Source organism: Altererythrobacter sp. H2, assembly GCF_035319885.1.
GTDB lineage: Bacteria > Pseudomonadota > Alphaproteobacteria > Sphingomonadales > Sphingomonadaceae > 34-65-8.
In genome coordinates this window covers 1,464,332-1,482,218 of record NZ_CP141285.1, presented here as the reverse complement: position 1 = coordinate 1,482,218, position 17,887 = coordinate 1,464,332, and the positions used below count along the sequence as shown (strand labels likewise).

21 protein-coding genes are annotated in these 17,887 nt (G+C 64.9%); 8 read left to right on the top strand and 13 right to left on the bottom strand.

What is annotated here, in order from left to right:
* The 10 genes from U4960_RS07595 to coxB all read right to left on the bottom strand — a co-directional run bounded on the left by U4960_RS07595 (position 1) and on the right by coxB (position 9,159).
* Entirely contained in the window at positions 1–372 is a 372-nt protein-coding gene (locus U4960_RS07595) for a dihydroneopterin aldolase (protein ID WP_324262936.1), read from the bottom strand.
* A gap of 11 nt (positions 373–383) precedes the next feature.
* The gene (locus U4960_RS07590; RefSeq protein WP_324262935.1) at positions 384–1,280 is read right to left on the bottom strand and encodes a class I SAM-dependent methyltransferase; all 897 of its coding nucleotides are present in this window, start codon (positions 1,278–1,280) and stop codon (positions 384–386) included.
* On the bottom strand, positions 1,280–2,680 hold the full coding sequence (thrC, locus tag U4960_RS07585; protein WP_324262934.1) for a threonine synthase: 1,401 nt from the start codon (positions 2,678–2,680) through the stop codon (positions 1,280–1,282). Before thrC ends, U4960_RS07590 begins: the two co-directional genes overlap by 1 nt.
* 65 nt (positions 2,681–2,745) lie before the next feature.
* Positions 2,746–3,318, bottom strand: coding sequence for an SURF1 family protein (locus tag U4960_RS07580; protein ID WP_324262933.1), 573 nt, complete (start codon positions 3,316–3,318; stop codon positions 2,746–2,748).
* Positions 3,318–3,707 carry a DUF983 domain-containing protein gene (locus tag U4960_RS07575; protein WP_324262932.1) on the bottom strand — a complete coding sequence of 130 codons (390 nt, stop codon included), beginning with the start codon at positions 3,705–3,707 and terminating at the stop codon, positions 3,318–3,320. The genes U4960_RS07580 and U4960_RS07575 overlap by 1 nt, the downstream gene beginning before the upstream one ends.
* Before the next feature lie 6 nt (positions 3,708–3,713).
* The gene (locus U4960_RS07570; protein ID WP_324262931.1) at positions 3,714–4,535 is read right to left on the bottom strand and encodes a cytochrome c oxidase subunit 3; all 822 of its coding nucleotides are present in this window, start codon (positions 4,533–4,535) and stop codon (positions 3,714–3,716) included.
* A gap of 65 nt (positions 4,536–4,600) precedes the next feature.
* Positions 4,601–5,185, bottom strand: coding sequence for a cytochrome c oxidase assembly protein (locus tag U4960_RS07565; RefSeq protein ID WP_324262930.1), 585 nt, complete (start codon positions 5,183–5,185; stop codon positions 4,601–4,603).
* Between the two features lie 121 nt (positions 5,186–5,306).
* On the bottom strand, positions 5,307–6,230 hold the full coding sequence (locus U4960_RS07560) for a heme o synthase (protein WP_324262929.1): 924 nt from the start codon (positions 6,228–6,230) through the stop codon (positions 5,307–5,309).
* A 139-nt stretch (positions 6,231–6,369) separates the two neighbouring features.
* Positions 6,370–8,079 (bottom strand): cytochrome c oxidase subunit I, encoded by a 1,710-nt coding sequence (gene ctaD, locus U4960_RS07555; protein ID WP_324262928.1) that lies wholly within the window; start codon positions 8,077–8,079, stop codon positions 6,370–6,372.
* Positions 8,080–8,106: 27 nt separating this feature from the next.
* A complete protein-coding gene (gene coxB, locus U4960_RS07550) occupies positions 8,107–9,159 on the bottom strand; it encodes a cytochrome c oxidase subunit II (protein WP_324262927.1) in 1,053 nt (350 codons plus the stop codon).
* A gap of 184 nt (positions 9,160–9,343) precedes the next feature.
* On the opposite strand from coxB, the gene pyrE reads away from it, so the two are divergent.
* Genes pyrE through ruvX form a run of 8 tightly spaced genes read left to right on the top strand, consistent with a single transcriptional unit; the run spans position 9,344 to position 15,800 of the window.
* Positions 9,344–9,925 (top strand): orotate phosphoribosyltransferase, encoded by a 582-nt coding sequence (gene pyrE, locus U4960_RS07545; RefSeq protein ID WP_324262926.1) that lies wholly within the window; start codon positions 9,344–9,346, stop codon positions 9,923–9,925.
* Between the two features lie 4 nt (positions 9,926–9,929).
* Positions 9,930–11,057, top strand: a complete 1,128-nt coding sequence (locus U4960_RS07540; RefSeq protein WP_324262925.1) for a serine hydrolase domain-containing protein — start codon at positions 9,930–9,932, stop codon at positions 11,055–11,057.
* On the top strand, positions 11,033–11,806 hold the full coding sequence (locus U4960_RS07535; RefSeq protein ID WP_324262924.1) for a pyridoxine 5'-phosphate synthase: 774 nt from the start codon (positions 11,033–11,035) through the stop codon (positions 11,804–11,806). The genes U4960_RS07540 and U4960_RS07535 overlap by 25 nt, the downstream gene beginning before the upstream one ends.
* Entirely contained in the window at positions 11,803–12,204 is a 402-nt protein-coding gene (acpS, locus tag U4960_RS07530; RefSeq protein ID WP_324262923.1) for a holo-ACP synthase, read from the top strand. Before U4960_RS07535 ends, acpS begins: the two co-directional genes overlap by 4 nt.
* 8 nt (positions 12,205–12,212) lie before the next feature.
* A complete protein-coding gene (gene lepB / locus U4960_RS07525) occupies positions 12,213–13,118 on the top strand; it encodes a signal peptidase I (protein ID WP_324262922.1) in 906 nt (301 codons plus the stop codon).
* The gene (locus U4960_RS07520) at positions 13,115–14,194 is read left to right on the top strand and encodes an AI-2E family transporter (protein ID WP_324262921.1); all 1,080 of its coding nucleotides are present in this window, start codon (positions 13,115–13,117) and stop codon (positions 14,192–14,194) included. Before lepB ends, U4960_RS07520 begins: the two co-directional genes overlap by 4 nt.
* Positions 14,194–15,336: a DUF3089 domain-containing protein gene (locus U4960_RS07515; RefSeq protein WP_324262920.1), complete on the top strand. Its 1,143-nt coding sequence runs from the start codon at positions 14,194–14,196 to the stop codon at positions 15,334–15,336. Before U4960_RS07520 ends, U4960_RS07515 begins: the two co-directional genes overlap by 1 nt.
* Complete coding sequence (gene ruvX, locus U4960_RS07510) at positions 15,315–15,800, top strand: Holliday junction resolvase RuvX (RefSeq protein ID WP_324262919.1); 486 nt, start codon at positions 15,315–15,317, stop codon at positions 15,798–15,800. The genes U4960_RS07515 and ruvX overlap by 22 nt, the downstream gene beginning before the upstream one ends.
* Here the strand turns inward: ruvX and U4960_RS07505 are convergent.
* Genes U4960_RS07505 through U4960_RS07495 form a run of 3 tightly spaced genes read right to left on the bottom strand, consistent with a single transcriptional unit; the run spans position 15,797 to position 17,828 of the window.
* Positions 15,797–16,684 (bottom strand): transposase, encoded by an 888-nt coding sequence (locus U4960_RS07505; protein ID WP_324262918.1) that lies wholly within the window; start codon positions 16,682–16,684, stop codon positions 15,797–15,799. The two genes, ruvX and U4960_RS07505, sit on opposite strands and share 4 nt — an antisense overlap.
* Positions 16,681–17,652 (bottom strand): hypothetical protein, encoded by a 972-nt coding sequence (locus U4960_RS07500; protein WP_324262917.1) that lies wholly within the window; start codon positions 17,650–17,652, stop codon positions 16,681–16,683. Before U4960_RS07500 ends, U4960_RS07505 begins: the two co-directional genes overlap by 4 nt.
* 14 nt (positions 17,653–17,666) lie before the next feature.
* A complete protein-coding gene (locus U4960_RS07495) occupies positions 17,667–17,828 on the bottom strand; it encodes a hypothetical protein (protein ID WP_324262916.1) in 162 nt (53 codons plus the stop codon).
* Positions 17,829–17,887: the final 59 nt, after the last annotated feature.

Here is a 17,887-nt window from a genome sequence, read left to right as displayed (position 1 = left end):
TCAGCGCCGCTCCCGGGTCATGGTAATGCCGATCTTCTCGTTCGCCTCGGCAATCGCCAGCTTGACGATCTTGACGGTAACCGCCTCGACCCGGTCGTCCTGCAGGAACAGGGTTTCGCAGATGTGGTCTGCCACGGCCTCGATCAGTTTGAAGTGAACCCCCTCCGGCAGCGCGCCGGTCGCGGCGAACTTGAGGTCCATGTAATTCTTGCTCGCGTCGAGCGGCGTGTCAGGCGCGTAATGCTCGGCGCACTTCAGGCGCGCGGCGATGCTGATCCGCAAGGGCTGCGGCTTGCCGGTTTCTTCGGAATAGATCCCGGTGAGCACGTCATGCTCGAGATCGGTCACTTCAAGGATCAGCGAATCAGCCATTGTCTGCCGCCTTAGCCGTTTTGCCGCCAACGTGCGAAGATCGCGGTGGGCAGATGCCGTGCACCCTCCCCGCTTTCCCGCACGCACAGGTCGCCATGCTCGATCACGCCGGGCAGATGGGCGAGCTTTTCAGCCAGCAAGCCAGCCAGGGCAAGGCTGCTCATCCGCACCGCATAGACTGTCAGGAACAGGAAGCGGCTGCTGTCATCCAGCAACTGACCGCAATCGCCCACCAGCCCGGGCAGGCCATCTTCCAGACGCCAGACCTCGCCGTCGGGGCCGCGCCCGAACTTGGGCGGATCGAGAATGATGCCGTCATAGCGCCGCCCCCGCCGCACTTCGCGCGCGGCGAACTTCGTCGCGTCATCGATCAGCCAGCGGATCGGGCGATCGGCCATGCCTGAAAGGGCGGCGTTGTCCCGCGCCTGCGCGACCGATTTCTTGCTCGCATCGACGTGAACCACCGGGCCGTATTCGCTCAGCGCCAGCGAGCCGACTCCGGTGTAGCCGAACAGGTTGAGCGTCGTGTGCCCCTCCGCCGAGGCAGGGCTTAGCTGCGTTCCCATCCAGTCCCACACCGGGGCCATATCGGGGAAGAAGCCGAGGTGCCGGAACGGGGTGCATTGGGCGGTGAAGCGCGCAATGCGCCATGCCAGAGGCCAACCTTCGGCGGGGACTTCGGGTGACAGGCTCCACCGCCCGCCGCCATCCTCGTCCGAACCGGGCACGAATTCGCCGTCGGCCTGCCATTCCTCGACGCGCGGGCTCCACATTGCCTGCGGTTCAGGGCGGATGAAGCGGTAGGGGCCGTATTGCTCCCACTTGCGGCCATGCCCGCTGTCGAGCAGCCGGTAAGCATCCCACCCCTCGCCCACCATCAGCACGGGATCGAGAACAACTTCAGCCATCAGGCTGCCGGCACGGCGCGTTCGGTAATGTAGGCCGCGACATTGTCGTACCCACCCGCCAGCTCGGTGAACCGTTCCTCGCGCTGGAACAGGTCGCCCACCCGGGCAGGCAAGGTCGGGCGCAGGCCGGTCGCCCGCTCGACCGGGTCCGGAAACTTGGCCGGATGCGCGGTGGCGAGCGTTATGACCGGGATATCGGCGCCGAGACCACTCTCCCGCGCGGCATGGAGGCCGATCGCCGTGTGGGGATCGAGCACCTGGCCGCACTGCTCGTAGGCCCAGCGCATGGCCTGCGCCGTGTCATCGGCATCGGCCCGCGCGCTGGTGAACAGCGCCGCTGCACCTTCCCGCTGGGCATTGGTCAGGCGCATCGCCTTGCTCGCCTCGAACCCCCGCATCTGCTCGGCCATGGCCACCCCGTCGCGCCCGCCAAGATCGAACAGCAGCCGCTCGAAGTTGGAGGACACCTGGATGTCCATGCTCGGTGCAGCGGTAGGGGTGACCGTGCCGGCGGAATAGTCACCCTCGCTCAGTGCGCGGTGGAGAATGTCGTTGACGTTGGTGGCCACGATCAGCCGTTCGACCGGCAGGCCCATCCTGGCTGCTACGTAACCCGCGAACACGTCGCCGAAGTTGCCGGTGGGGACGCTGAAGGCGACCTTGCGTTCGGGCGCGCCCAGCTGGAGCGCGGTGGCGAAGTAATAGACCACTTGCGCCATCAGCCGCGCCCAGTTGATCGAGTTGACCGCGCCGATGCGGAACCGGCCGGTCACATCCGGATCATTGAACATCCGCTTCACCATCGCCTGGGCATCGTCAAAGCTGCCGTCGATGGCGATGTTATGAACGTTGGGGGCAAGCACCGTGGTCATCTGGCGGCGCTGGACATCACTCACCCGGCCGCGCGGGTGGAGCATGAAGATATCGATTCCCTCGCGCCCGGCCACGGCGTCGATCGCGGCGGACCCGGTATCCCCGCTGGTTGCCCCGACAATGGTCAGGTTCTCGGCCCGGCGGTTCAGGAATTCCTCGAACAGCAGGCCGAGCAGCTGCAGTGCCACGTCCTTGAATGCCAGGGTGGGCCCGTGAAACAGCTCCAGTACCCAGTGCTGCTCGTCAAGCTGGACCAGCGGGGTCACCGCCTTGTGGGCAAAGCGGCCGTATGCGGCGTCGCACATGGCCTGCAACCGTTCAGGGGCCAGGCAGTCGCCGACAAACGGCTGCATCACCCGCGCCGCAAGCGTGGCATAAGGCAGGCCGCGCATGGCGGTAATCTCGTCGGGCGAAAAACGCGGCCATTGGCGTGGGACATAGAGCCCGCCATCGGGCGCGAGGCCCGCCAGCGTGGCGCCTTCGAAATCGAGCGCCGGAGCCGCTCCTCGGGTCGAGATATATTCCATCGTGCCTGCCGCCTAGCGATGCTGCCTGCCCTCGGCAAGCGAGGGCGCTTTGCCCCGCCCCAAGCTCAGCTGCGGTCGCGCCAGCGGCGGCGCAGGGCAATACCGTAGATCACCAGTGCCGTCAGCGCGAAGAGGAACCACTGCACGGCGTAGGACAGGTGGTTGTTGGGCAGTTCGCGCGGATCGGGCCTGGCCAGCGGTTCTAGACCGGCCAGCGGTGGGTCAGCGACCAGACGCGGACCCGGTGCCATGATTCCGCTCACCTGGCCGCCGGTCCAGGCGGCGGGATTGGGCACAGCAGACCAGCCAATGTCGACCAGCGCCGAAGCCTCGCCCCCGGGCAGGGTGCAGGTTGCACGATGGGCCCAACCCCGCGCGCCGCTGGCCGCCGTTCCGGCAACCTGCTTCATCGCGGAGAGGCTCTCGCAGGTGATCCGCGAACGCCGGTAGAGCACGCGCTCGGCCGCATCGCCATTGATCGGCCAGGCGACCGCGTCCGTTGAAGCCCCGGCGGCGGCATAACGCTGGAGCAGCGCATCCTTTTCCTCAGCCCGGCCAAGTTGCCAGACGCCCAGGGCGATCATGATCGCGACTGCCAGCAATACGACCAGCGTCGGCACGATGGGAATCTTGCGCATTAATCCTGATCCCGCCCCGCTTCACCCGCCTTGTTGCTATACTCGCTTGCCAGCAAGGCTGCCTTGGCCACGCGCAGGCCGTAGATGACCAGCCCGAATGTCAGCGGGATCCACAGCAGCGCGTGGACCCAGAACGGCGGCGTCACCGCGATTTCCAGCCACAGGGCCAGCCCGACAATCAGCCCGCCAATGATCAGGGTGAGGAACGCGGCCGGTCCGTCACCCACATTGAACTTGGTGAGATCGAGCCCGCAGGCCCGGCAACGGGGCGCGAACTGGGCGACCCCTTCGAACAGCGTCTTCGCGCCGCACTGGGGGCAGAGACCGAAAAGGGCAGCCTCGCGAATGCTTGGCTGCCCCCCTCGATTGTCAGGCACTGGGCCGTTCATCAGCGATCAGATCTTCGGGGCGTCCCCGCCTCCGAAGACATAGATGGCGACAAACAGGAACAGCCACACCACGTCGACGAAGTGCCAGTACCACGCAGCCGCTTCGAAACCGAAGTGCTGGCGCGGGGTGAAGTGGCCCTTGTAGGTCCGCACCAGGCAGACGATCAGGAAGATCGTGCCGACCAGGACGTGGAAGCCGTGGAACCCGGTCGCCATGTAGAAGGCCGAACCATAGGTGTTCTCGCCGAACGGGAACGGCGCGTGGCTGTATTCATAGGCCTGGATGGCGGTGAACAGCAGGCCCAGCAGGATGGTCAGCCACAGGCCCTTCTTCAGGCCTTCGCGGTCACCATGGATCAGCGAGTGGTGCGCCCAGGTCACCGTGGTGCCCGAGCACAGCAGGATCAGCGTGTTGAGCAGCGGCAGCTTGAACGGATCGAGCACGGCTTCGACCGCCTTGGGCGGCCACTGGCCCGCCACCACCTCGGAAATCACCGAAGGAAACAGCGAGAAATCGAACCACGCCCAGAACCAGCCGACGAAGAACATCACTTCGGAAGCAATGAAGGTGATCATGCCATAACGCAGGTGCAGCTGCACCACCGGGGTATGATACCCGGCCTGCGCTTCCTTCACGATATTGCCGAACCAGCTGAAGAACGTGGCGATCAGGCCCGCAATCCCCAGACCGAGCACGATCTGCCAACTGGCCATGTCGTGCATCATCAGCACCATGCCGCTGGTAAAGGTCAGCGCCGAGACCGAGCCGAGGAACGGCCAGATGTCAGGCGGAAGAATGTGATAATCGTGGTTCGCGGTGCCGGCCATGAATCGTGTACCCCGTCAGTATGCTTTGTCTGGCCCTTAATCGGGCGGTTGCGCTTGGTCCAGTGTCAGGACGCAGGAATTTTCGGCTGAATCGCTGACTTGTGGAAGGTGTAGCTCAAGGTGATCTGCTGGGTATCACGCATGTTCGGATCATTGAGGATGGCCGGATCGACGAAATAGAGCACCGGCATCCGCACTTCCTGCCCCGGCTGGAGCACCTGTTCGGTGAAGCAGAAGCACTGCACCTTGTGGAAATACTTGCCCGCCTGTTCCGGCTCGACATTGAAGGTGGCGGTGCCGGTGATGGGCACGCCGCTGTCATTGCGGGCGGTGTAGAAGGCAAGATCCCGGACCCCGATCTGGACCTTTTCGGTCACCTGTTCCGGCTTGAATGCCCAGGGCATGTCCCGCGCGGTGCTGGCGTCGAAACGGATCGATATCTCGCGGGCCCCGGCACTGCGCGCCATGCGTTCGGCCAGGGTGGCTTCCTGTTCGGTCGCCTTCTGGGTGGTCCCGCCGAAGCCGGTCACCCGGCAGAACAGGTCGTAGAGAGGGACGGCCGCATAGCCCAGGCCCAGCATGGCCACTGCCCCGAGCAGGGCATAGAACCCGACCCGGCGGTTGCGGTCTTCCAGCGGCATGGTGGTCATGGCAGCTACATCCTCACAATGGTCAGAGCGTAGAACAGGATCACGAAAAACACGAGCACGCCGCCGAGCACGAGATTGCGCGCCTTCTGGCGGCGGCGGTATTCGGCGAGTTCATCAGGGGTCACGATAGCCATCCTTGCTGGCGGACAAGCGCGTCCGCGACGAGCGCTGCGAAAAGCAGGAACAGGTAGAGCACGCTGAAGGAGAACAGGCGCTTTTCGGGGCGCATGGTGTCGCCCTCCCCTGCGCGGCGCGTGGCCACGGGCACAGCCAGCGCCACGAACAGCGCGGAAAGGACCAGGGCCACCACACCATAGAGCGCGCCAGTTCCCCCGACGAACCACGGGGCCACGGCAACCGGCAACAGCAGGATGGAATAGACCAGGATCTGCTTGCGGGTCGATGCCTCGCCGCGCACCACCGGCATCATCGGGATGCCGACCTTGGCGTAATCAATCTGCACGAACAGTGCGAGCGCCCAGAAATGCGGCGGCGTCCACATGAAGATGATCGCGAACAGCAGCACCGGCATCAGCGTCACGTCGCCGGTCACCGCCACCCAGCCGATCAGCGGCGGGAAGGCGCCTGCGCCGCCACCGATCACGATGTTCTGCGGCGTGCGGGGCTTGAGCCAGATGGTGTAGATCACGGCATAATAGACGATGGATACGGCCAGGATCGATGCTGCGAGCCAGCCAATGCCCAGGCCCATCAGCAGCACAGAGCCAACCGACAGGCCGATCCCGAAGTCCCGCGCGCTGGTCGGGTCCATCCGCCCGCCGGGGATTGGCCGGGCAGCCGTCCGCTTCATCCCGGCATCAAGATCGGCCTCCCACCACATGTTGAGCGCAGCGGCCCCGCCGGCGCCCATCGCGATGCACAGGATCGCGGTGAAGCCGAGCACGGGGTGAATGCTGCCCGGCGCTGCCAGCAGGCCGCACAGGCCGGTGAAGATCACCAGGCTCATCACCCGCGGCTTGGTCAGCGCGAAGAAATCGCGCCATTCCGCCGGAAGCGGGACAGTGGCTGTTGGCGCGGTTGTCACAGGCGGTTGATCCGATCTTTTCCAAGCCTGAGACGGAATTTTGCGCCTCGGGCTCTTCGTTAAAGCAAGGGGGGCGCACCGTCTCCAGCGCGCCCCTCCCCTGGTGCATCACCCCGGCCCTTCCCCAAGGGCCCGCCGATCAGGCGGTAACGGGGCGGTGATCGTGGTAGTCGTGGTGATCTTCGATCACCGGGAGCGTTTCGAACTGGTGGTAAGGCGGCGGGCTCGACAGGGTCCACTCGAGCGTGGTCGCACCTTCACCCCAGGGATTGTCGCCCGCCTTCTTGCCCGCCACGAAGGCGTAGATCATGTTGACGAAGAACACGACCATCGAGACTGCCATCACGGTGTAGCCGATCGTCGCGATCTCGTTCCAGTAGCTGTAGGCCTCCGGATAGTCGGGGTAGCGACGCGGCATGCCCTGCAGCCCGAGGAAGTGCATCGGGAAGAAGATCATGTTCACACCGATGAAGAAGATCCAGAAATGCACGTGGCTCAGGAACTCCGAGTGCATCCGTCCGCTCATCTTCGGGAACCAGTAGTAGAAGCCCGCGAAGAGCGAGAACACGGCACCCATCGACAGCACGTAGTGGAAGTGTGCCACCACGAAGTAGGTGTCGTGGACCACATCGTCGATACCGCCGTTGGCGAGATAGACGCCGGTCACGCCGCCCACGGTGAACAGGAAGATCATCCCGATCGCCCAGACCATCGGTGACTTGAACTCGATCGAGCCGCCCCACATCGTGGCAATCCAGCTGAAGATCTTCACGCCGGTCGGAACCGCGATCACCATGGTGGCCGCCGTGAAGTACATCTTCGTGTTCACGTCCATGCCGACGGTGTACATGTGGTGCGCCCACACGACGAAGCCGACCACGCCGATCGCGACCATGGCGTAAGCCATGCCGAGGTAGCCGAACACCGGCTTGCGGCTGAAGGTCGCCACGATCTGGCTGATGATGCCGAAACCGGGCAGGATCATGATGTAGACTTCGGGGTGGCCGAAGAACCAGAACAGGTGCTGGTAGAGCACCGGGTCACCACCACCGGCCGGGTTGAAGAAGGTCGTGCCGAAGTTGCGGTCGGTCAGCAGCATGGTAATCGCAGCGGCCAGCACCGGCAGGGCCAGCAGCAGCAGGAACGCGGTGACCAGCACCGACCACACGAACAGCGGCATCTTGTGCAGGGTCATGCCCGGTGCGCGCATGTTGAAGATGGTGGTGATGAAGTTGATGGCCCCCATGATCGACGCTGCACCGGCGAGGTGGAGCGAGAAGATCGCAAAGTCCGTTGCCGGGCCAACCGAACCGCTGGTCGACAGCGGCGCATAGGCGGTCCAGCCGATCCCGGCGCCGTTACCTTCCGGTCCGCCGGGGACGAAAGTCGAGAACATCAGGCTCATGAAACCGGCCACAGTGAGCCAGAACGAAATGTTGTTCATGCGCGGGAACGCCATATCCGGCGCGCCGATCATCAGCGGCACGAACCAGTTACCGAAACCGCCGATCATCGCCGGCATGACCATGAAGAACACCATGATCAGGCCGTGGGCGGTGATGAACACGTTCCACAAGTGGGCGTTGGCCTCGAAGCTGGACTCGCCACCCATGATCTCGACCCACCAGCCGAGCACCTGGATGCCCGGCTCGGCCAGTTCGGCGCGCATTACGCCCGAAATCACACCACCGATGATCCCCGCACAGATGGCGAAGATCAGGTAGAGCGTGCCGATGTCCTTGTGGTTGGTCGACATGAACCAGCGCGCAAAGAACGCCGGCTTGTGATCGGCATCATGATGGGCGTGGTCATCGCCGTGAGCCTGGAAGGTGTTCGCGGTGGTTGCCATGTTCGTTCTCTTCAACCCTGGGTGCGATTACTGGCCGACTGCCGGAGCAGCAGCAGCGGGAGCGGCAGCAGCCGCAGTAGTGGTAGTGGTTGCCGGTGCAGCGTCCGTGGCAGCAGCAGCAGCAGGTGCCGCAGCCTCCTCTTCACCGCCGATCGAGCCGCCCTTGGAGCGGACCCAGGCCTGCCATTGTTCCAGCGGCACCGCTTCCACAGCGATCGGCATGTAGGCATGCTTCACGCCGCACAGTTCGGAACACTGGCCGTAATAGATGCCCGGCTCCTTGATGGTGAGCAGCTTTTCGTTGAGGCGGCCCGGAACGGCATCCATCTTGAACCACAGGGCAGGAACGGCCCAGGAATGGATCACGTCTGCAGCGGTCGTCTGGATGCGGATCGGCGTGTTGACCGGCAGCACCACCCGGTTGTCAACTTCCAGCAGCGCCGGAAGACCGGCAGCCTTGGCATCTTCCACCGGCATCATGTTGGCGATGAATTCGGGAATACCCTGGTCCGGGAATTCATAACCCCAGTTCCACTGGTAACCGGTAATCTTCACCGTGACCGCATCTTCGGGGGGTGTTTCGTACTGTTTGGAAAGCAGCGAAATCGAGGGGATGGCAATACCGACCAGGATCAGCACCGGAACCACGGTCCACACCACTTCGACCATGGTGTTGTGGGTGGTTTTCGACGGAGTGGGATTGGCCGCCTTGCGGTAGCGGAACATGACATAAAGCAGCAGGCCCAGCACGAACACGCTGATAGCCGCCATGATCCAGACGAGCGCAACGTGGAAGCCGAAGGCATATTCGCCCACGTCCGAAAACTGCGGCTGGAGATCGAGCGCGCCGTCAACCGGCTGGCCCTTGATCATGTCAGCGCCGAGCGGGGTGTAACCCGTCGCGGCGTCAGCCGTGGCAGTTGCAGCGGCCGCATCCGCAGCGGGTGCGTCAAAAGGCGCGGCAGCATCGGCAGGAACGTCCTGCGCGAGGGCCGTAGCGGGCAGCAGCGCAAGCGCAGCGGCCGTCCATGCAGTTACTTTCCTGCCGATTGCCTCGCGAGGCGCATTACCGAAATTCATCAATCCGACGCTTTCCGTTTTTGATTTCCAGCCGCCTGTAGCGACCGCACCACCCCCCTTAACGGGGGCGTCAAGGCGGGCCTATACGCGCGCTTGCCCAGTGCCTCAAGCGCTTCTAGGAGAAAAATCCGCAACATCGCTTGCCCCCCAAGCAAGTCACAGTGAACTCCCGGAAAAGCGACCCATGACCGACGAAGACGTACTGTCCGAATTCCGTAGCTGCGAGGCCCTTTTGGAAGGCCATTTCGTGCTGTCGAGTGGCCGCCACAGCGCCCACTACCTCCAGTGCGCGCGGGTGCTGATGAACGCCGAACGGGCTGGCCGGCTTGCCCTCGCTCTCGCCCAGCGGCTGCCGCGCGAGATTCGCAGCGAGATCGACGTGGTCGTTTCTCCCGCCATGGGCGGGCTGATCATCGGCCATGAAATGGGGCGTGCGCTGGGCAAGGATGCGATCTTTCTCGAACGCCCGACCGGCACTTTCGAACTGCGCCGCGGTTTCGCTCTTGCAGAAGGTGCCAGGGTATTGATGGTGGAGGACGTGGTCACCACCGGGCTCTCCAGTCGCGAGGCGATCGAGGCAGTCGAACGGGAGGGCGGAACGGTGATTGCAGAAGTCGCACTCGTCGACCGTTCGGCAGGCGATGCCGACCTCGGCGTGCCGTTCTTCCCGCTCGTGCAGCTCAATTTTCCCACTTTCGCGGAAGAGGAAATCCCCGAGGCGCTTGCCCGCGTAGCTGTCACGAAACCAGGCAGCCGGAAGGACTAAGACAATGCAGATGCGGTTCGGGAACTGGCTCGTGGGATGTGCGGCACTGATCCTTGGAGTCCTCCCGGCCGCGGCTCATGAAACTGCCGCGCCGCCTGCGATTGACGCGAATGCGGTATCTGCCGCACTCGACCCTGTCACAGCACCGGGCACCATCCTGATCGCGCGCGGCGATACGATCGTGTTCGAACGCGCGATCGGAGAAATTGCCCCAGGTGGCGGTACCGCGCACGAATTGGGCAAGGTCTGGCGTTGGGCTTCTGTAACCAAGCAGGTGACAGCTACCATTGCCATGCAGGAAGTCGCCGCCGGACGGCTCGATCTCGATGCGCCGATCATCCGCTGCCTGCCTGACAGCAAGGCGCCCTATGCCAACCGGATCACCGCGCGGATGCTGATGCAGCATGTGTCCGGACTGCCGCGCACCGAAGAAGGCCCCGTCGGCAGGGACGACTGGCCAACCTTCTACATGGTCGAACCCGGCAGCCCCGAGACCGGGCGTGCCTGGTGTGAAGGTCCAACCGCCCGCGAACCGCTGTCCGAGTTCTTTTACGGTGACTGCGACTTCGTCATGATGGGCGCGGTGATCGAAGCGACCAGCGGCAAATCATACGAAACCCTGATTGCCGAGCGCATTGCCCAGCCGCTCGGGCTCACCAGCGTGGGTCTGTTTCCCCGCGCCGAGCCCACGGTGGCAGGGTTTGCTGCGGGAAAACCGGAATCATCTGCATTCCGGCTGGAAAATTTCGGCGCTGCGGGTGCCCTGTACGGCACGGCCCGCGATTTGCTCGTGTTTGATCGCGCCCTGATGACCGGCAAACTCCTGCCCGAGGCCCAGCGTGCAGTGATGTGGGAAGGCAAGCCCGAATATGGCTATGCCGCGCTTGGACAGTGGTCGTTCAGCGTGCCTCTCAAGGATTGCGGCGATACTCCCGTGCGCATTGTCGAGCGGCGCGGTTTCATCGGCGGCGTGGTGCTGCGCAACATTATCCTGCCCGAACTCGATATGGTGATCATCATGACATCGAACCGCGCTGAGGCGGAAGCTGCGTTTGGCGAAATCTGGCAGCAAGCGGGCGTAACACACGACCTAATCCGCGCAGCCGTATGCCCGACAGGAATGCCGCTTTGACCCCGGCCCTTTCTCGCCTCCGCCTCGGGGTCAACATCGACCACGTCGCCACCATCCGCAATGCGCGCGGCGGCGATCATCCCGATCCGGTGCGCGCCGCCGAAATCGTTGCCGCTTGCGGTGGTGATGGCATTACCGCCCACCTGCGCGAGGACCGGCGCCATATCCGCGACGAGGACCTCGCCCGCATCCAGGCGGCGACCAGCCTGCCGCTCAACCTCGAAATGGCAGCGACCGAGGAAATGCTGGCAATCGCGCTGCGCCACAAGCCCCACGCCGCCTGTATCGTGCCGGAGAAGCGCGAGGAGCGTACCACCGAGGGCGGGCTTGATGCAGCGGGCCTCCACAACCGGCTGGCCCCGATGGTCACCCGTCTGGCCGATGCCGGGATCCGGGTAAGCCTGTTTATCGAGGCGACCGAACGCCAGCTCGATGCAGCCTTGCGGCTTGGCGCGCCCGTGGTCGAATTTCACACCGGCGAATATGCCCATGCGTTTGTCGACGGTGATCGCGACCGGGTGGCGAGCGAGCTGAAGCGGATCACCGACATGTCCGCTCTCGCGGCCAAGAACGGGATCGAGCCCCACGCGGGCCATGGGCTCACTTATGAGAACGTGCAGCCGATTGCCGCCATCCCGCAGCTGGCCGAACTCAACATCGGCCACTACCTGATTGGCGAGGCGATTTTCTGCGGGCTGGAGCCAGCCGTCCTGCGCATGCGCGAGCTGATGGACGAGGCGCGGGGATGATCATCGGTCTCGGCTCCGACTTGTGCAACATCGAGCGCATCCAGGCCGTGCTCGACCGTCGCGGCGAGCGGTTCGAGCGGCGGGTTTTCACCGAGGTCGAGCGGGCCAAGGCGGCCAAACGTCCCTTCACCCGTGCCGGCACCTACGCCAAGCGGTTTGCCGCCAAGGAAGCGTTCTCCAAGGCGGTCGGCACCGGTTTCCATCGCGGCGTTTATATGAAAGACATCGGCGTGGTGAACGCACCATCAGGTGCACCCACCCTGGCCCTGGCGAACGGCGCGGCCAAGCGCCTTGCGGAAATGACGCCGGACGGCCATGAGGCGGTTATTCATCTCACCCTCACCGACGATCATCCATGGGCCCAGGCCTTCGTGATCATCGAGGCCCGTCCGCTTTGAGTATTCCCGTGACAGACGCTGCATCCGAACCAAACATTGCATCGGCCCGGCCGGCCAAGGAAAAGGTCAACTGGCTGGCCGAATTGCGGGGGCTTGCCGTCATGCTGCTGGCGGTGCTCGCCTTCCACAGCTTCATTGCCAAGCCATTCTACATACCCAGCACCTCGATGATGCCCAACCTGCTCGTGGGTGACCGGCTGGTGGTGAGCAAGTACCCCTACGGCTGGAGCTGGTCGTCGGTTTCGTTCCACCTGCTGCCGCGGGCCGAATGGCGGGTCTGGCCCGCCACGCCGGAATACGGCGACATCGTGATCCCGGTCCATCCTCTGCGGGACGAGGACTACATCAAGCGCGTGGTGGCTCTGCCCGGTGATACGATCGAGGTGCGGGGCGGACGGATCGTGCTGAACGGCACGGCGATTCCGCAGCGCATCGAACCGGCCCTGCGGATGCCCGTCGCCAGCGACCAGCATCTTTGCGGCATGCCGGCCCGCCCGTGCCTTGCCGACTTCGACATGTACCGCGCACGAAGCGAGGACGGCACCCCGGTGTTCGAACTGCCCGTAGCCCGCGAGACCCTGCCCAATGGTGCGACCTATCTGGTGGTGAACGAAGACTACGACGGCGGCTTCGACAACTTCGGACCGCTCACAGTGCCGCAGGGCCATGTGTTCGTGATGGGTGACAACCGCGACCATTCGGCTGACAGCCGCGCCCCGGTCGATCCGTATGGCGGCGGCGGCCTCGGCGGCCCTGTCCCGCTGGAGAACATCGGCGGCCGGGCCGAATTCATCACCTTCTCGCTCGACGGGACAACCGGCTGGAACCCGGTCAGCTGGTTCACCTCGCTGCGCGGGGAACGGGCGTGGAGTTCCCTGCGCCCGGCAATCGCCGAAGAGGGCGCGCGCGAGTGAGCGCTGGCCCGCCCGAAGCAGAAGACATGGGCGCGAGCCCGACCCGGATCGAAAGCACCCGCCTGCGCTTTGAAGCCGCCCGCGCCCTGGTCTGGGCATCGGTCATCGGGCTGGTGGTGCTGGCGATCTATATCTCGCAGTCCCTGCTGGTGATCTTCGGCGCTCTGGTGTTCGGCGCGATGATCGACGGCGGCGCGCGGTTGCTGGGCCGGGTGCTGAAGATCGGGCGCAGCTGGCGGGTGGCGATCGTGCTGCTGTTGACCGTGGCCTTCTTCATCTGGCTGGTCATATTCGCCGGAGCGCAGCTGGCTGAAGAAGCAGCAGAATTTCCCCAGATTGTGACCAAACAGGCCGGCGAACTGCTGGCGCTGCTGCGCCAACACGGGATTGCCGTCAACACCAGCGACCTCCAGTCGATGGCCGGCAACCTGATGAGCGGCGTCGGCAGTGTCACCCGTGCGATCGGCGGGTTGTTCGGCGGGCTGACGACGCTGCTGCTGATCGTGATCATCGGGATCTATCTCGCCTTCGACCCGCGCGCTTACGAGCGTGGAGTCGCCTGGATGGTGCCGGAAGACTACCGTCCGGCCTTCTTCGACACGCTTAGCCATCAGGCCTATACCATGCGTCGCCTGCTGGCCGGGCGGCTGCTGGGAATGGTGATCGAGGGCGTATTCACCTGGGCCATGCTGGCGATCTACGGCGTGCCCATGGCCGTGCTGCTGGGCCTGCTGACGGGCCTGCTGGTGTTCATCCCCAACGTCGGCGCGATTATCTCCGGCGTCCTGATGGTCCTGGTCGGCTTTTCAGGCGGGACGGAGATGGGGCTCTACACGATTTTCGTCTATTTGCTGGTCCAGAACTTCGACGGTTACGTCATCATACCGATGATCGCCAAGAAGACCGTCGATCTTGCCCCCGCGCTGGTGCTTTCGGCTCAGCTGGTGTTCGGGGTGCTGTTCGGTATCCTCGGGCTGGCCCTGGCTGATCCGCTGCTGGCCATGATCAAGGTCGGGCTGGAGCGACGGGCAGCGCGGATCGACCAGCATGACGCGATGGAGGCAGAGGCAGGATAATGGCGCGCAAGTTCCTTTACGTGGTGGCGGCAATCGTCGTGCTGTTCATTGCCGGCGGTTTCATTCTGGCGATCTGGTGGCAGGATCTGACCCGGGCGGTGTTCGTGCCCGGCGATGCCTTCGTCGCTCAGGCGCCGCTCGAAGTGAGCGCCTACGACGATCCCGCCATGTGGCTGTCTCGCCCCGGCATGGGCATGAATGACCCGGCCCGGTGGCAGCCCGCGCAGCAACGGGAAGGCACCGCTGTCCCCACACCCGCCGATGGCGCTGCGCCCGCCTTCGCCGTCTTCTTCATCCATCCGACCAGCTACCTCGACCGGTCGAGCTGGAACGCTCCGCTGGATGACGCTGATTCGCAGCGGATCGCGCAGATTTACATTCGCGGCATGGCCAGCCCGTTCAACCGGGCGAGCGAAATCTGGGCGCCGAAGTATCGCCAGGCCACGTTCGGTTCCTTCCTGACCGATACGCCCGATTCCGAGAAGGCCATTGCGGCAGCGTATGACGATGTGCGCCAGGCGTTCGAATTCTTCGTGTCCAGCATCGATCCGGACATGCCGATTGTCCTCGCCGGGCACAGCCAGGGATCGCTCCATCTCCTGCGCCTGATGCGGGAGGAGCTGGCAGGCAGCCCGCTCGCGCCGCGCATCGCCGCGATCTATGCCGTGGGCTGGCCGATCTCGGTTCCGCACGATCTCCCGGCGCTGGGCTTTCCCGCCTGTGCCACGTCGGCTCAGGCGGGCTGCGTGATGAGCTGGTCAAGCTATGCCGAGCCGGCCGACCCTTCCGATGTGCTGGACAGTTACGCGGCATCGACCGGATTTGACGGAAAGCAGCGCGGCACCAGCCCGATCCTGTGCACCAATCCCCTGACCGGGGCCGTGGGGGGAACGGCCGAGGCATCCCGCAATCTGGGCACGCTCATTCCGGAAAAGGATTACGTCTCGGGCACGCTCCGGCCGGGTGCTGTCCCCGCCCGCTGCGACGAGCGCGGGCTGCTGCTGATTGGCGTTCCGCCAGAAGTCGGTGACGCGGTGCTGCCCGGCAACAACTACCACGTTTACGATATCCCGCTGTTCTGGGCGAATGTGCAGGCAGACGTGGTGCAGCGGGTCGAGGCATGGACCAGGGCGCCCCGGTAACCGACCGGGCACCGGAGTTCCGCGCGCTCCTGCCGGACGGCGGTGTGCTGCTGGCGCTCGATCTCGGCACCAAGACTATCGGAATTGCCCTGTGCGATGCGGGCTGGCGCTTTGCCAGTGCAGGCAAGACCATGCCGCGCGGCAAGTTCGGGCGTGACCGGGACGCTCTGGCGGCTCTGGTCAGGGAGCGCAGCGTGCGGGGCGTGGTGATCGGCCTGCCGCTCAACATGGACGGCAGCGAGGGGCCGCGCGCCCAGGCCAGCCGTGCCTATGCCCGCAACCTGGCCGCAGCGCTAAGCCTGCCGGTGCTGCTGTGGGACGAACGCTGGTCCACTGCCAGTGCCGAACAGGCCATGATCGGGCAGGACATGAGCCGGGCGCGCCGCGCAGAAAAGATCGACAGCCATGCCGCCGCGGTCATCTTGCAGGCGGCAATCGACGCGCTGACCGGCGCCGCGTTCTAGGCCATCGCGCCGCGGTTGCGGGTCGCGGTGGCGGCAACCAGCCGCGATCCGCTTGCCTCCGCCTCCCGCCAGATCGCATCCCGGTGCGCCTTGTCCCGTGCTTGCTCCGCACGCGCCTCGAAAGCTGCCAGCCGCAGGCGGTCGCTTGGATGGGTCCGGCCAAAATGGACTGCCAGTTCGAGCGCGTCCTCGCTGCCGCAGGCGACGGCCAGCCGCAGGAAGGTTTCAGTAGAGTTAGGGCTGAGCACACCGGTAACGGTGTCGCTGCCCGGATCGAAACCATACTGATCAAACCAGCCCTGCGCCGGATTAGTCGCCATCACATTGAGCGAGACTGACAGGCTCTTGGGCGGCAGCTGCGAATGGACATCGCGGTGCGCGCGGTAGTGCAGGATCGTGCCGGGCGAAAGGGTGTGGCGCCCGCAATAGCGCAGCCCCGCCTGTTCGCCGGGAAGCCCTGCGACTTTCCCGTAATCATACTCCCAGTATTCGCTTTCGTAGCCCGGCCCGTGATAGCCGATGGTCAGGAAATCGAAATTGTGGTCGTGCGACACGCCATAGGCGAATGCCCCCGCTCCGCTGGCCCTGTAAGTCTGGTCGGTTTCACCCGGCCAGATATTGGCCCGCAGGAAATAGCCCTGGCGATAGTCTGACAACAGGAGGGACTGCGGGCTATAGGCGCTGTCAGGCTGCCCGCTGCCGCAGCCATCGCGCAACTCGGCCAGCAGCATGTCACCGAGAAAGCTCCGGTTGTTGCCAAGGCGGCGAAGCCATAGCGCGGCCTGCCCCAGCGTTTCCGGATCGCGCGGGTCGAGGCCGACAGCATCGAGCCCTTCGATGCATTCGGTGAGGCTACACACGGAATTATCGCGGATATCCATCATGCGGGGCATGGCGCGTCCTCCACTACCGCTGGCAATCCCGGATGCGCGGCCAGCAATCGATTACGCAGGACACCCGCTGGCGCTGCCAGTTCGTCCGCCGGATCACCGGCAAGTCCGGTCAGCAGCGCGAACCCGGCAGCACTATCCATCGCCAGCGCCTGACGCACGGCTTCCCACCGGACATGCGCCGGGCCGGCTCCGGCAGCTTCGCAAATGGCCGGCAGCGCATCGCGCCGCTCCATGCTGCCGAGCACTGCGAGCGCCAGTTCGCGGCGGCTGTCGCGCCGATCTCCCGCCGCCTCATGGACCAGTGCGCCATCGGCCAGCCGGTATTCGCGCGCGGGGCCGGGATGCAGTGCATCACGGGACAGCCGCAGGATGACGAGCGAGTGCGAGACTCCGTCAACCAGCTTGGTCCGGCGGGAATTATCGAACGTGCCGGTCCAGTCGGGCGTCAGGCGAGTTTCGCGCGTGACCAGCGTGGCGCCCCCTTCCCGCCTTGTCCGGAGCCCCACGATCCGGCCTGCCGCCGCGCCGCGCAGGCACACCTCATGCCGCTCGCCGGAGGTGAAGCAGGCCGTAGCGGGCGGCGCCCCCGCGGCCGGTCGGTACGCTATCAGCGACAGGGCCGCGCGGCCCGATCGGGCCAGCTCCATCACCCCATGGCCGGCCGTCAACTGGTGGCGGAACGGCACCAGGCCGAGTGGCTGGGCCCGCAGCACCGGCAGAATGGCATCCGTCAGGTCAGCAACGAACGCCCGTGCCGCGCCACCCTTGCGGACAGTCCTTAAAAGGCTGGGTAGTTCATTGAGCGCCCGCCCCTCTGCGTAGGCATGGAGTTCGCGGAGGAACGGCCGCCCCGGCCCCTGCCCCAACCAGGCAGCCTTTGCCTGCTCGAGCCGGGCCTGCGCCAGGCGCTGCGGAGCCGGGTCGCTCCGCAGCAATGCCAGGTTCTCGTCGATACGCATGGCCGCGCTGCCAATCAGAGCAGGCCCTGCGGTGGCATGACTTCGTAGAGCCAGACCATCAGGATAATGATCCGGTCGTCGGACTGGGCAGTGGCCAGATCGGACAGGGTCCCGAACAGGCCGGTGGCACTTTCGAGTCCGGGAAGGTCCGAAAGGTCGATCCTGGGTAGTTCCATCGCTTGCTCCTCTTGCGCATCAGCCGCGAATGGTTCGGGGCCGGACGACACAATTGACT

Coding starts and splice junctions, on each gene's coding strand:
- U4960_RS07595 (WP_324262936.1), bottom strand. CDS start 372: ATGGCTGATTCGCTGATCCTTGAAGTGACCGATCTCGAGCATGACGTG.
- U4960_RS07590 (WP_324262935.1), bottom strand. CDS start 1,280: ATGGCTGAAGTTGTTCTCGATCCCGTGCTGATGGTGGGCGAGGGGTGG.
- thrC (WP_324262934.1), bottom strand. CDS start 2,680: ATGGAATATATCTCGACCCGAGGAGCGGCTCCGGCGCTCGATTTCGAA.
- U4960_RS07580 (WP_324262933.1), bottom strand. CDS start 3,318: ATGCGCAAGATTCCCATCGTGCCGACGCTGGTCGTATTGCTGGCAGTC.
- U4960_RS07575 (WP_324262932.1), bottom strand. CDS start 3,707: ATGAACGGCCCAGTGCCTGACAATCGAGGGGGGCAGCCAAGCATTCGC.
- U4960_RS07570 (WP_324262931.1), bottom strand. CDS start 4,535: ATGGCCGGCACCGCGAACCACGATTATCACATTCTTCCGCCTGACATC.
- U4960_RS07565 (WP_324262930.1), bottom strand. CDS start 5,185: ATGACCACCATGCCGCTGGAAGACCGCAACCGCCGGGTCGGGTTCTAT.
- ctaD (WP_324262928.1), bottom strand. CDS start 8,079: ATGGCAACCACCGCGAACACCTTCCAGGCTCACGGCGATGACCACGCC.
- coxB (WP_324262927.1), bottom strand. CDS start 9,159: ATGAATTTCGGTAATGCGCCTCGCGAGGCAATCGGCAGGAAAGTAACT.
- pyrE (WP_324262926.1), top strand. CDS start 9,344: ATGACCGACGAAGACGTACTGTCCGAATTCCGTAGCTGCGAGGCCCTT.
- U4960_RS07540 (WP_324262925.1), top strand. CDS start 9,930: ATGCAGATGCGGTTCGGGAACTGGCTCGTGGGATGTGCGGCACTGATC.
- U4960_RS07535 (WP_324262924.1), top strand. CDS start 11,033: ATGCCCGACAGGAATGCCGCTTTGACCCCGGCCCTTTCTCGCCTCCGC.
- acpS (WP_324262923.1), top strand. CDS start 11,803: ATGATCATCGGTCTCGGCTCCGACTTGTGCAACATCGAGCGCATCCAG.
- U4960_RS07515 (WP_324262920.1), top strand. CDS start 14,194: ATGGCGCGCAAGTTCCTTTACGTGGTGGCGGCAATCGTCGTGCTGTTC.
- ruvX (WP_324262919.1), top strand. CDS start 15,315: ATGGACCAGGGCGCCCCGGTAACCGACCGGGCACCGGAGTTCCGCGCG.
- U4960_RS07505 (WP_324262918.1), bottom strand. CDS start 16,684: ATGATGGATATCCGCGATAATTCCGTGTGTAGCCTCACCGAATGCATC.
- U4960_RS07500 (WP_324262917.1), bottom strand. CDS start 17,652: ATGCGTATCGACGAGAACCTGGCATTGCTGCGGAGCGACCCGGCTCCG.
- U4960_RS07495 (WP_324262916.1), bottom strand. CDS start 17,828: ATGGAACTACCCAGGATCGACCTTTCGGACCTTCCCGGACTCGAAAGT.